13 protein-coding genes and 2 pseudogenes are annotated in these 11,151 nt (G+C 71.7%); 9 read left to right on the top strand and 6 right to left on the bottom strand.

Annotated elements, in window-relative coordinates; all coding sequences use genetic code 11:
• Positions 1-184 precede the first annotated feature (184 nt).
• Both R6Y94_RS19990 and R6Y94_RS19995 read right to left on the bottom strand, forming a co-directional pair.
• A complete protein-coding gene (locus R6Y94_RS19990; protein ID WP_318397389.1) occupies positions 185-808 on the bottom strand; it encodes an NADPH-dependent F420 reductase in 624 nt (207 codons plus the stop codon).
• Positions 809-840: 32 nt separating this feature from the next.
• Positions 841-1,575 carry an SDR family NAD(P)-dependent oxidoreductase gene (locus R6Y94_RS19995; RefSeq protein WP_318397390.1) on the bottom strand — a complete coding sequence of 245 codons (735 nt, stop codon included), beginning with the start codon at positions 1,573-1,575 and terminating at the stop codon, positions 841-843.
• Between the two features lie 145 nt (positions 1,576-1,720).
• On the opposite strand from R6Y94_RS19995, the gene R6Y94_RS20000 reads away from it, so the two are divergent.
• On the top strand, positions 1,721-2,332 hold the full coding sequence (locus R6Y94_RS20000; protein ID WP_318397391.1) for a helix-turn-helix domain-containing protein: 612 nt from the start codon (positions 1,721-1,723) through the stop codon (positions 2,330-2,332).
• Positions 2,333-2,412: 80 nt separating this feature from the next.
• On the opposite strand, the pseudogene R6Y94_RS20005 reads toward R6Y94_RS20000, so the two are convergent.
• A pseudogene (locus R6Y94_RS20005) lies at positions 2,413-2,645 on the bottom strand (IS5/IS1182 family transposase); the annotation flags it as partial.
• A gap of 265 nt (positions 2,646-2,910) precedes the next feature.
• Positions 2,911-4,104: pseudogene (locus R6Y94_RS20010) on the bottom strand (multidrug effflux MFS transporter); the annotation flags it as partial.
• A 178-nt stretch (positions 4,105-4,282) separates the two neighbouring features.
• Between R6Y94_RS20010 and R6Y94_RS20015 the strand changes: the two are divergent.
• The 3 genes from R6Y94_RS20015 (at position 4,283) to R6Y94_RS20025 (ending at position 6,571) form a co-directional block, all read left to right on the top strand.
• Positions 4,283-4,780 (top strand): MarR family winged helix-turn-helix transcriptional regulator, encoded by a 498-nt coding sequence (locus R6Y94_RS20015; protein WP_318397392.1) that lies wholly within the window; start codon positions 4,283-4,285, stop codon positions 4,778-4,780.
• A 97-nt stretch (positions 4,781-4,877) separates the two neighbouring features.
• A complete protein-coding gene (gene aroC, locus R6Y94_RS20020; protein WP_318397393.1) occupies positions 4,878-6,056 on the top strand; it encodes a chorismate synthase in 1,179 nt (392 codons plus the stop codon).
• The gene (locus R6Y94_RS20025) at positions 6,056-6,571 is read left to right on the top strand and encodes a shikimate kinase (RefSeq protein WP_318397394.1); all 516 of its coding nucleotides are present in this window, start codon (positions 6,056-6,058) and stop codon (positions 6,569-6,571) included. The genes aroC and R6Y94_RS20025 overlap by 1 nt, the downstream gene beginning before the upstream one ends.
• A gap of 92 nt (positions 6,572-6,663) precedes the next feature.
• Here the strand turns inward: R6Y94_RS20025 and R6Y94_RS20030 are convergent, their stop codons facing one another.
• A complete protein-coding gene (locus R6Y94_RS20030) occupies positions 6,664-6,933 on the bottom strand; it encodes a hypothetical protein (protein ID WP_318397395.1) in 270 nt (89 codons plus the stop codon).
• Here R6Y94_RS20030 and R6Y94_RS20035 point away from each other — a divergent pair.
• The 5 genes from R6Y94_RS20035 (at position 6,920) to nusB (ending at position 9,687) form a co-directional block, all read left to right on the top strand.
• Positions 6,920-7,063 carry a hypothetical protein gene (locus R6Y94_RS20035; protein ID WP_318397396.1) on the top strand — a complete coding sequence of 48 codons (144 nt, stop codon included), beginning with the start codon at positions 6,920-6,922 and terminating at the stop codon, positions 7,061-7,063. The genes R6Y94_RS20030 and R6Y94_RS20035 overlap by 14 nt on opposite strands.
• Before the next feature lie 11 nt (positions 7,064-7,074).
• On the top strand, positions 7,075-8,151 hold the full coding sequence (gene aroB / locus R6Y94_RS20040; RefSeq protein ID WP_318397397.1) for a 3-dehydroquinate synthase: 1,077 nt from the start codon (positions 7,075-7,077) through the stop codon (positions 8,149-8,151).
• Positions 8,148-8,594: a type II 3-dehydroquinate dehydratase gene (aroQ, locus tag R6Y94_RS20045; RefSeq protein WP_318397398.1), complete on the top strand. Its 447-nt coding sequence runs from the start codon at positions 8,148-8,150 to the stop codon at positions 8,592-8,594. The genes aroB and aroQ overlap by 4 nt, the downstream gene beginning before the upstream one ends.
• A 101-nt stretch (positions 8,595-8,695) precedes the next feature.
• The gene (efp, locus tag R6Y94_RS20050) at positions 8,696-9,253 is read left to right on the top strand and encodes an elongation factor P (RefSeq protein WP_203859951.1); all 558 of its coding nucleotides are present in this window, start codon (positions 8,696-8,698) and stop codon (positions 9,251-9,253) included.
• A 23-nt stretch (positions 9,254-9,276) separates the two neighbouring features.
• On the top strand, positions 9,277-9,687 hold the full coding sequence (gene nusB, locus R6Y94_RS20055) for a transcription antitermination factor NusB (RefSeq protein WP_318397511.1): 411 nt from the start codon (positions 9,277-9,279) through the stop codon (positions 9,685-9,687).
• A gap of 714 nt (positions 9,688-10,401) precedes the next feature.
• On the opposite strand, the gene R6Y94_RS20060 is transcribed toward nusB, so the two are convergent.
• Entirely contained in the window at positions 10,402-10,890 is a 489-nt protein-coding gene (locus R6Y94_RS20060) for a transcriptional regulator (protein WP_101366736.1), read from the bottom strand.
• Positions 10,891-11,151 lie beyond the last annotated feature (261 nt).

The following is an 11,151-nucleotide window of genomic DNA, read 5'->3' on the forward strand; positions in this document are numbered from 1 at the left end:
TGACATACGCGCCTTAGAACTCCTAGCAGAATGACGTTGGGCGTGTCCGACGGTTGCGAGGATCGTTCTGTCCGGACGTGAGGAGGGGTGAGCAGCCGCCGTGGATCGTCTCGGACGAGTTGTGGGCCGAGATCGAACCACTGATGCCACCCCGCCCACCATGCCGGCACCGGTTCCCGTCTGTTCAGCCGGGAAGTTCGGTGATGCTGAGGGCGAAGTCCAAGTTTCCCACCCCGTGGTTGGCGAGGCCCACCGTGACCACGCCCGCTCCTTCCAGCCAGTGCGCCATTTTCAGGCCGCCGACGTCCAGCGGGCGCAGCCCGAGGCTCTCGATGAACGCCTCCACACTTGCCTTGGCCTGCGCATTGTCGCCGGCGATGAAGACGTCGGGCCGACCCTTCTCCAGGACATGACGGAAGATGGTGTTGAACGCCTTCACCACGCTGGCGCTGGCCGGGGCCGCCTTGGCGACTTCCTGCGCGATCGAGGTTTCCTCGCTGTGGGCCAGTCCGTCGAACGTGGCGTTGAAGGGGTTGCTGATGTCGACGATGACCTTGCCGGCGAGAGCGTCTCCGTACTGGGTGACGGCCGGCACGACACCGTCGTACAACAGGGCCACGATGACGATGTCCCCGGCCGGGGCGGTGCCCCATTCTCCCGTCGTGGTGCCGCCGCCGAGAGCCTTGGCTAGGTCAGCGGCCTTGGACTGATCGCGTCCCATGACCTCGACGGTGTTGCCGCCCGCTAACGCCCGCGCGCCGATGGTGCGGGCCATGTTCCCGGTACCGATGATGCTGATGTTGCTCATGAGATGTCCTGCCCTGGTTGTGGTTGTTCGATTCAGATGGCGGTGGTGCCGCCGTCGGCGACGAGTTCCATGCCGTTGACATAGCTGGAGTCGTCGGAGGCGAGGAAGAGGGCGACGGTGGCGATTTCGTCGGGTCGGCCCATCTGGCCGCGGGGGATGAGGGACTCGAACTGGCGCTTGGTGGCCTCGTCGAAGAGTTCTTCCTGCTTGGCGGTGGCGACCTGGCCGGGGGTCAGGACGTTGACCCGGATCTTGCGGTCGCGCAGTTCGTTGAGCCAGACGCGGGCCCAGGCCTGCTGGACGGCCTTGCTGCCGGCGTAGACGCTCCAGCCGGGGAAGGCGCCGAGGGAGGCGTTGGAGCCGGTCATGAGGATGGAGCCGCCGTCGTTGAAGAGCGGCAGGGCCTTCTGGACGGTGAACAGGGTGCCCCGGGCGTTGAGCCCGAACCAGGTGTCGAACTGGGCCTCGGTGATCTCGCCGAGCAGGGCGGGCTCGCCCCCGCCGGCGCTGGCCCATAGCACGTCGAGGCCGCCCTTCTCCCGCTTGACCGTGTCGTACAGGCGGTCCAGGTCGTCCAGGTCGGCGGCGTCGCCCTGGACGCCGGTGACGTTGCGGCCGATCTGCTTCACGGCCTCGTCCAGGGCGTCCTGGCGGCGGCCGGTGATGAAAACGTGCGCTCCCTCGTCGACGAACAGCTTCGCGCCTGCCAGCGCCATGCCGGTGGTGCCGCCAGTGATGACCGCTACCTTGCCGTCAAGCTTTCCCATGATCGCTCCCTTGGGTCGGTGGTGCCGTAAGTACCTGAGGCGACGATGTTATGTACACCGCCCTGTGTGCCTACGGTACGGGGCAGGCCGCCGGGGCGCAAACTATGTACACCGGTCGTTACCCAACTGGGGTACCATGGAGGCTATGACGGAGTTGGAGAAGGGCCCCACGGGCCGCCGCCGCGGCCGGGGCGCCCGCGAGCGCATCCTCAGCGCCTCCCAGCAGCTGTTCCGCGAGCAGGGGATCAACCGCACCGGCATGGACCAGCTTTGCGCAACGGCCCAGGTGTCCAAGCGCACGGCCTACCAGCACTTCCCCGGAAAGGATGAACTCGTCGCCGAGTACCTGCGCCGGTTCGACCCCTCCGTTCTGTCCGGCGTGTTCGACCGCACCGACCTCACGCCCCGCGAACGGCTCCTCGCCGCCCTCGACATCCCCCCCACCACCCCCCTGTGTCCCTACATCGGCGCCGCCGTCGAACTCCACGACCCCCAGCACCCCGCATCCCAGTACGCGCGCGACTACAAGAAAGCCGTCGCCGCGCGGCTCGCCGACACCGCCCGGGAAGCCGGCGCCGCCGACCCTGAACAGCTCGGCGAGCAGCTCGCGCTGCTCATCGACGGCGCCGCGACCCGCACCCGGGTCCTCGACGCCGACGCTTTCCCCACCGCCGCCGCCATCGCCGCCGTCCTCATCGACAACGCCATCCCCGCCACAGCCGGCGACGACCGGCGACGGGAGGAAGTGTCAAGTTAACCTGGCACTCCGCGACCGGGCCGGACGCGCCGCCGGTCGCGCGGCTGCACCCGCTGGTACGCCACACCAGCCGCCCGGCACCTGGCCCCGAGCCGGCGGAACCAGTGCAGCAGGGCGATGGTCCGTTCGACTACCCAGCGGGCGGGTGCCGAGCCCGGACCCGTGCGGTTGGCCGCGTCGGGCGATGACCGGAACGATATGCCTGTCGCGTAGGCGCTGCCGGTGGGTGTCGAAGTCGTAGCCACGGTCGGCGAAGAGCAGGTCAGGACGTTGTCGGGGGCCGGCCGGGCTTGCCGGGTATCGGTGGGATCGCGTATGAGTACACCTACGCCGAACTGGCGGAAGAGCAGTCGCAGCGGCACCCCTGACGTTCGGGCCGGCTGCTTGGCGGGCGTTCGTCGGCGAGATGGCCCGGCGGCCGTAACCGCCAGAGTCACGACCAGCGCCCCGCTACCCGGCCGGTGGGGCGCTCATCTGCGTTCCGCCGGAGCGGGACTGGCGGACGTACGCGACCGCTCAGGTGTCCGTCGGCTCAGGCGCTCCGGTCGGTCCGCCGTCGGTTCGGCCGGCTCCCGTCCCCGGGCGATGGTGAAGACCACCAGCGCGGAGAGGGCGGTGCTGCCGAGCATGAGTACGGCCATCGGCACCGCGCTGTCCTCCGGGCCGAGCCCGGCCAGCGGTGCCAGGGCGGCGGCGATGGACAACTGGAGCGCGCCGAGCAGCGCGGCGGCACTGCCGGCGTGCCCGGGGTGCCGGTCCAGGGCCAGGGCCAGTCCGTTCGGCAGGGTCATCCCGATGCACGAGACGAAGACGAAGAGCGCGACCAGGACGGTCGGGACGTTCTCGGTGACCGCCCCGCCGAGCAGGGCGGCGGCGGCCAGCAGGCTGGCGACCAGCGCGGTGCCGAGTAGCCGGCGGGTGCCGTACCGGTCGAGCAGCCGGGCGTTGAGTTGGCCAACTGCGGTCATCCCGACGGCGTTCACCGCGAAGACCAGGGTGAACCAGCCGGCGGAGAGCGCGAAGACGTCCTGGATCACGAACGAGGACCCGGAGATGTACGCGAAGAGCGCGGCGAAGGCCAGCCCCTGGGTGAGTACGTAGCCGAGGTAGACCCGGTCGGTGAGCAGTCCCCACATCACCCGGGCGGTAGCGGCCGGCCCGCCGGTGTGCCGCCGCTGCGGCGGGAGAGTCTCCGGCAGCCGCCAGGCCACGGCGGCGAGCACCAGCAGACCGATCGCCGACAGCGCGACGAAGACGGCCCGCCAGGAGCCGAACCGGAGTACCAGGTTGCCGAGGGCCGGCGCGGCGGCCGGGGCGACCCCGAAGATCAGGATCAGTCGGGAGAAGTACTTCGCCGCCGCCGCGCCGGAGTAGAGGTCCCGGACGATGGCCCGGGCGACGACCACGCCCGTCCCGCTGGCCACCCCCTGGAGCAGCCGGAGCGCGGCCAGTGCCTCGGCCGACGGGGCGAACGCGCAGAGCAGGCTGGTCACGGTGTACGCGACGACGCCGACCAGTACCGGCCGGCGGCGTCCCCACCGGTCGCTGAGCGGCCCGGTGACGAGCTGGCCGAGGGCGAGGCCGAACAGGAAGGTGGTGAGGGAGAACTGCACCTGCGCCGGGGTGGCGGCGAGGTCGCCGGTCATCTCGGGGAACGCCGGCAGGTACATGTCCAGGGACAGTGGACCGACCGCGGTCAGGGTACCGAGCAGCAGCAGTTGTCCGACTCCCGAGGCGCGGCGGGGCGGTGCTGCGGAGCGCGCTCTGCCCACTGCGGTCCCCCTAGTCTTGGGATAGCCGACACTTTAGCTCTGTGGGCAGAGGTATTGCGATGTGAAGTAGCCGACCCCGGAGGCACCGAGGCGCCCGGGTGACGACGGCAGGGGTGCCGGACCAGGACGGTGCCGGACGAGACGGTGACAGGGGATCGTGACGGTGACGGGATCGAGGATGACCGACGACGTGACGGCCGGCGCGGCGGAGGCGCTCGGCAGCGCCGTGGCCGACCTGCACCGGGTGCTGCGCCGGTCGACGAGTCGACGGATCGGCCGGGCACCGCTGCCGGACGCCCAGGTGGAGGTGCTGCGGCTGGTCGAACGCTGCCCGGAGATCAGCGTCAAGGAGGCGGCGGAACGGCTGCACACCGCCGCCAACACGGTCAGCACGCTGGTCGGCGACCTCGCCGGTGCCGGCCTGCTGGAACGCGCCCGGGATCCGCACAACCGGCGGATCGTCCGGCTCCGGCTGACCCCGGCCGCGCACCTGCGGATCGCCGAGTACGTCGCGCACCGGCGCGACCTGCTGCTCGACGCGCTGCACCGGCTCGACGAGCCGGCCCGCCGGGACATCGTGCGGGCCGCCGGCCAGCTCCACCGGCTCGCCGACCTGCTGGTTGACCAGGAGCGGGCCGACCAGCCGCCCGGGGCGCCGGGTGCTGCCCGTCCGTAGAGCGGGACGGTACGGGCGGTGGGCGGCAGCACACCGGGGCCGTGCCAAACTTGACCGGCGGGCGGCCGGCCCGGTCGCCACGAGGAGAGGGTTGGTCGTGTTGCGCTGGTTGACGGCGGGGGAGTCCCATGGTCCCGCCCTGGTTGCGGTGCTGGAAGGCTTGCCGGCCGGGGTCGAGGTGACCAGCGAGGAGATCGTCCGCCAGTTGGGCCGCCGCCGGCTCGGCTACGGCCGGGGCGCCCGGATGTCCTTCGAGCGGGACGAGGTCGAGATCGTCGGCGGTCTCCGGCACGGCCTGACCCTGGGCAGCCCGGTGGCGATCCGGGTGGGCAACTCCGAGTGGCCCAAGTGGCAGACGGTGATGGCGGCCGACCCGGTCGACCCGGAGCTGCTTGCCGGTCAGGCCCGCAATGCCCCGCTGACCCGCCCCCGACCCGGGCACGCCGACCTGGCCGGCATGCAGAAGTACGGCCACACCGACGCCCGGCCGATCCTGGAACGGGCCAGCGCGCGGGAGACCGCCGCCCGGGTCGCGGTCGGCACCGTCGCCCGGGCCCTACTCCGGCAGGCGCTCGGCATCGAGATCGTCTCGCACGTGGTGGAACTCGGCTCGGTGGCCGCCAAGCCCGGGCTCCAGCCCCGGCCCGAGGACGCCGAGCGGATCGACGCCGACCCGCTGCGCTGCCTCGACCCGGAGGCGAGTGCCCGGATGGTCGCCGAGGTGGACGCCGCCAAGGCCGACGCCGACACCCTCGGCGGCATCGTCGAGGTGCTCGCCTACGGCGTACCGCCGGGGCTGGGCAGCCACGTGCAGTGGGACCGCAAGCTCGACGCCCGGCTCGCCGCGGCGCTGATGTCCATCCAGGCGATCAAGGGTGTGGAGATCGGCGACGCCTGGCAGCAGGCCCGGTCCCGGGGCTCGGTGGCGCACGACGAGATCGTCCCCACCGCGACCGGGGTACGCCGGGTCACCGACCGGGCCGGTGGCCTGGAGGGCGGGATCACCACCGGCGAGCCGTTGCGGGTACGTGCCGCGATGAAGCCGATCTCCTCGCTCAACCGAGCACTGTCCACCGTGGACGTCACGACCGGCGAGCCGGCGACCGCGATCAACCAGCGCTCCGACGTCTGCGCCGTACCCGCCGCCGCGATCGTCGCCGAGACCATGGTCGCGCTGGTGCTGGCCGAGGCGGCGCTGGAGAAGTTCGGCGGCGACTCGGTCACCGAGATCCGCCGCAACCTCGCCGGCTACCTGGACAATCTGGTGATCCGCTGATGGCGCCGGTCTGTGTGCTGGTGGGCGTGATGGGCGCCGGCAAGACCAGCACCGGGCTGCTGGTCGCCAAGGGACTCGGGGTCGACTTCCGGGACACCGACAGCGACATCGAGGTCACGGCCGGCAAGCCGATCCCGGAGATCTTCGTCGACGACGGCGAGGAGCACTTCCGTACCCTGGAACGGGCCGCCGTGGCGACCGCGCTGGCCTCCTTCGACGGGGTGCTGGCGCTCGGCGGCGGCGCGATCCTCGCCAAGGAGAACCGGGCCGCGCTCGCCGGTCACCGGGTCGTCTATCTCTCGGTGGAGCTGTCGGACGCGGTCAAGCGGGTCGGTCTGGGCACCGGCCGGCCGCTGCTCGCGATCAATCCCCGGGCCACCCTGAAGCACCTGCTCGACCAGCGGCGTCCGCTCTACACCGAGGTGGCCACCTGGACCGTGGTCACCGACGGGCGGACCCCGGAGCAGGTGGCCGACGAGATCCTGGCCGGGCTGGCCGGCGACCGGGTCGGCTAGGGTTCGGCCCGTTGGGCTCGGCCCTTTCGACGGTGTGGGGGCACAAGCGGGGCAGCTCGACAGCCTCCCCGCCGGACACCTACCGGCCACCCCTACCCGGCGGGGACGCCCGAGCCGCCGTGCGGCAGGCGTACCGGGTCGGTGGCGGCGCGCAGCGGCTGGCCGGTGGCACGCTCCCGGAGCAGGTCCAGGGACTCGTCGTCCAGCCCGGCCAGGTTGACCGGGTCGGCGGCCGGGTCCCAGGCCGGCGGCGGCAGGTGTCCGTCGCCGATCAGCGCCCGGAGCCGGTCCTGCTCCTCCGGCGGGTGGGTGCTGCTGGAGACCGACCTGGAACAGGTCCGCCGCCGGGTGCCGCCCAGCATCGGCGAGCTGGCTCCCACCGCCGACGGCATCCTGCTGCGGACCCGGGCCGAGGACCTGACCGGGATGGCGCAGCTCCTCGCCGGGTACGCCGCCCGGCGACCACCGCCTGCGGCGGACCCCATCCTCTAGGCTCTAGCCCGATGGACGAACTGACCCGAATTCCGGTCGGCGGCGACCGGCCGTACGACGTCCTCGTCGGCCGGGACCTGCTGGCCGCGCTGCCGCCGCTGCTGGACGGTGCCGAGCGCGCCGCCGTGCTGCACGCCCCGCCGCTGAAGGCGCACGCCGACGAGCTGGCCGAGCGGCTCCGCGCCGCCGGGATCGACCCGCTGACCGTGCCGGTGCCGGACGCCGAGGCCGGCAAGGACATCGAGGTCGCGGCCGGCTGCTGGGAGCGGCTCGGTGCGGCGGGCTTCACCCGTACCGATGCGGTGGTCGGGGTGGGCGGCGGCGCCGTGACCGACCTGGCCGGCTTCGTCGCCGCCTGCTGGCTGCGGGGGGTCCGCTGGGTGCCGGTCTCCACCTCGCTGCTCGGCATGGTCGACGCGGCGGTGGGCGGCAAGACCGGGGTCAACACGGCCGCCGGCAAGAACCTGGTCGGTGCGTTCCACCCGCCGGTCGGGGTGCTCTGCGACCTGGCGATGCTGGACTCGCTGCCGGCGGTCGACCTGGCCGCCGGGCTCGCCGAGGTGGTGAAGTGCGGCTTCATCGCGGACCCGGCGATCCTCGACCTGATCGAGTCGGATGCGACGGCGGCGACGGACCCGTCCGGAGCGGTGGTCCGGGAACTGGTCGAGCGGGCGATCCAGGTGAAGGCGGACGTGGTCTCCGGCGACCTGCGCGAGGCGGGCCGGCGGGAGATCCTCAACTACGGACACACCCTCGGACACGCGATCGAGAAGGTCGAGGGCTACCGCTGGCGGCACGGGCACGCGATCTCCGTCGGCCTGGTCTACGCCGCCGGGCTGGCCTGGCGGGCCGGCCGGCTGGACGAGCCGACCGTGGCCCGGCACCGGACGGTGCTGACCACGCTCGGGCTGCCGACGAGCTACCGCGCGGACGCCTGGCCGGAGTTGCTGGCCGCAATGCGGGTGGACAAGAAGGCCCGGGGCAACCGGCTGCGGTTCGTGGTGCTGGACGGGCTGGCCGAGACCGGGATCCTGGACGGCCCGGACGACGAGCTGCTGTACGACGCGTACGCCGAGGTGGCGGCATGAGGGTCTACGTGCTCAACGGGCCCAACCTGGGCCGGCTCGGCATCCGGCAGCCCGAGGTGTACGGCGCCACCAGCTACGCCGACCTGGTGGCGAGCTGCCAGGCCACCGGCGAGGAGTTGGGCCTGGAGGTGGAGGTCCGGCAGACCGACGCCGAGGCGGAGTTGATCGGCTGGCTGCACCAGGCGGCCGACGAGGAGGCGGGGGTGGTGCTCAACCCGGCCGCCTGGTCGCACTACTCCTACGCGGTCCGGGACGCCTGCGCCATGCTGCGCGGCCCGCTGGTCGAGGTGCACATCTCCAACATTCACGCCCGGGAGGAGTTCCGGCACCACTCCGTGGTCTCGGCCGTCGCGACCGGGGTGATCTGCGGCCTCGGGGTCGACGGTTACCGGCTGGCCCTGCTGCACCTGGCCGCACTGCGGGACCGCTCCGCCCGGGGCTGACCGGCCGTCCCGTCCCGTCGAAACGGGCTGGTCCTGATCAACTGGACGCCCCTAGTAGACTTGCCGGGTCTGTCCGCCCGAATTAAAGATCAAGGCAGGAAATGGCCACCACCAACGACCTGAAGAACGGGCTGGTTCTCAACCTCGACGGCGAGCTGTGGGCCGTCGTGGAGTTCCAGCACGTCAAGCCCGGCAAGGGCGGTGCCTTCGTGCGCACCACGCTGAAGAACGTGCTGTCCGGCAAGGTGGTCGACAAGACGTTCAACGCGGGTACCAAGGTCGACACGGCCACCGTCGACAAGCGCACCATGCAATACCTCTACATCGACGGCGAGGACTACGTCTTCATGGACCTGGAGACGTACGACCAGATCCCGGTGCCCGGCGGCACGGTCGGCGAGGCGGCCAACTACCTGCTGCCCGAGGCGGAGGCGATCGTCGCCACCCACGAGGGCGTGCCGCTCTACGTCGAACTGCCGACCAGCGTCGTGCTGGAGATCACCTACACCGAGCCCGGCCTGCAGGGCGACCGCTCCACCGGCGGCAACAAGCCGGCGACGGTCGAGACCGGCGCCACCGTCCAGGTGCCGCTCTTCATCACCACCGGCGAGAAGATCAAGGTCGACACCCGCGACGGCCGCTATCTCGGCCGAGCCTGATGGCGGAGGGTCCCAAACAGCAGATGCCGGCGCGCCGCAAGGCACGCAAGCGGGCCCTGGACGTCCTCTACGAGGCGGACATGCGGGCCCGGCCCGTCGCCGAGGTGCTGGCCGGCTATCTCCAACGGTTGGAACAGCCGCGCCCCGAGCACCTGGGCTATGCGGTGGGCCTGATCGAGGGTGTGGCGGAGCACCAGGCCCGAATCGACGAGCTGATCGACAGCTACGCCGAGGGCTGGACGCTGGACCGGATGCCGGTCGTCGACCGCAACCTCGCCCGGACCGCCATCTACGAACTGCTCTACGTCGACGAGATCGACGACGCGGTGGCGATCAGCGAGGCGGTCGAGCTGGCCCGGCAGATGTCGACCGACGACTCGCCCCGGTTCCTCAACGGCCTCCTGGGCCGGATCGCCGAGTACGCGACCCGCTGAGCCTTCGGTAGCCGGTCCGTCCGGCGTGGGGGGTTCCCCGGCGTGGTGGGTTCCGTCCGGCGTGGCGAGATTCCGCCCGGTGTGGTGGGTTTCCGCCCGGTGTGGTGGTTCCGGGTTCCTGTGTTCCCGGCATCGCGGTTTCACCCGGGCCGGAGCCGTTCCGGTCGGTTCCGGCCGGCGCGACGACCCGGTCGGCCGCCGAGGTGCCGGTGTCGGCGCCGACCGGGCGACGTCTGTGCACGGCACTGTCGAGCTGCCCCGTTTGTGCACCCAACGGTCGTCGTGTTCCCCGGCGATTTCCCTTGCGACCCTGAGCCGGTTCGCGATGCTCTTGTCGCGCGGGTGCTGCCATTCCATGCCGGCCGGGAGGCCCGGGGGACCGACGCCGGCCGGGGCCGGCCGCGCTGCGGCCGACGGGCCGGGTCACTGGACCTTTCGCGACCGGGACAGCGGGGCGCACAGACGGGGCAGCTCGACAGTCTCCGGCTCGGACTCTGTGCGGGTGGTTGGTGGGGGACCGCGGCGGGGGCGCGGGGATCGTCTCCGGCTCGGACGTGTGCGGGTGGTTGGTGCCGGGAGACCGCGACGGGGACGCGAGGGCCGTCTCCGGCCCAGACCTGGCGAGGAGCGGCGACGGGCAGTGAGGGCGGCTCGGGGGCGAAACGGCTCGCGGGGCCCGCGCCCAGTAGGCACGGACCCCGCGAGTCGGGGGGATCAGGACGCGAAGAGCGCCCGGGGGTCGGCGACGAGCACACCATGCTCGGTGAGCCGCTCGATCAGGCCGGAGGGGGAGGAGTCGTAGACGATCGCGAGCGCCCGCAGGTCGTCCGCGCGAATCGACAGCACCCGTCCGTTGTAGTCACCGCGCTGCTGCTGGATGGCGCGGGCATAGCGGGCGACATAGGCGAGGTCCTCGGAGGCCTCGTCGTACAGCCGCTCGAGGTCGAGCACGATCTTGTTCGTCGGCTCGTGACGGACGCCACTGCCGTCCGGCAGCAGCTCCGAGACGGGCACCCGGTAGAAGTCCGCGAGTTCGGCGAGACGGGAGACCGTCACCGCCCGGTCGCCCCGCTCGTACGAGCCGACCACGACGGCTTTCCACCGTCCGTTTGACTTCTCCTCCACCCCCTGCAGGGACAATCCCTGCTGCTGACGGATAGAGCGCAGGCGCGCGCCCAACGACTTGGCGTATTCAGAGGGCATTCGGCACTCCCAGTGCTGGTCGGGGATCTCCCCAGCGATCGCTACGGAGCGTGACGGTACGGGGATAACGACACGTGGTCAAGTGCTAGTTACCTACCTATTACAAAGATCGTGTTCAGCCGGGCGGTTTCGGCTCGCTGATCCGGAGGTCAGCGACCCGCCGGGGCCGGCCCCGTGGCCAGTGGTAACGTGGCTAGAGCCCCGGCCCGGGCCGCGTCAGGCAAGCGCCGGAATCCGACGTCCTTTAACGACCCGTCCCGT

It is taken from the genome of Plantactinospora sp. KLBMP9567, from assembly GCF_033446045.1.
Lineage (GTDB): Bacteria > Actinomycetota > Actinomycetes > Mycobacteriales > Micromonosporaceae > Plantactinospora.

Bases quoted from the DNA above. Each gene is read 5' to 3' on its own strand.
- R6Y94_RS20000 (WP_318397391.1), top strand. From the start codon at position 1,721: ATGACGGAGTTGGAGAAGGGCCCCACGGGCCGCCGCCGCGGCCGGGGC.
- R6Y94_RS20060 (WP_101366736.1), bottom strand. From the start codon at position 10,890: ATGCCCTCTGAATACGCCAAGTCGTTGGGCGCGCGCCTGCGCTCTATC.
- R6Y94_RS20025 (WP_318397394.1), top strand. From the start codon at position 6,056: ATGGCGCCGGTCTGTGTGCTGGTGGGCGTGATGGGCGCCGGCAAGACC.
- R6Y94_RS19990 (WP_318397389.1), bottom strand. From the start codon at position 808: ATGAGCAACATCAGCATCATCGGTACCGGGAACATGGCCCGCACCATC.
- R6Y94_RS20015 (WP_318397392.1), top strand. From the start codon at position 4,283: ATGACCGACGACGTGACGGCCGGCGCGGCGGAGGCGCTCGGCAGCGCC.
- nusB (WP_318397511.1), top strand. From the start codon at position 9,277: ATGCCGGCGCGCCGCAAGGCACGCAAGCGGGCCCTGGACGTCCTCTAC.
- R6Y94_RS19995 (WP_318397390.1), bottom strand. From the start codon at position 1,575: ATGGGAAAGCTTGACGGCAAGGTAGCGGTCATCACTGGCGGCACCACC.
- R6Y94_RS20030 (WP_318397395.1), bottom strand. From the start codon at position 6,933: ATGCTGGGCGGCACCCGGCGGCGGACCTGTTCCAGGTCGGTCTCCAGC.
- aroB (WP_318397397.1), top strand. From the start codon at position 7,075: ATGGACGAACTGACCCGAATTCCGGTCGGCGGCGACCGGCCGTACGAC.
- aroQ (WP_318397398.1), top strand. From the start codon at position 8,148: ATGAGGGTCTACGTGCTCAACGGGCCCAACCTGGGCCGGCTCGGCATC.
- efp (WP_203859951.1), top strand. From the start codon at position 8,696: ATGGCCACCACCAACGACCTGAAGAACGGGCTGGTTCTCAACCTCGAC.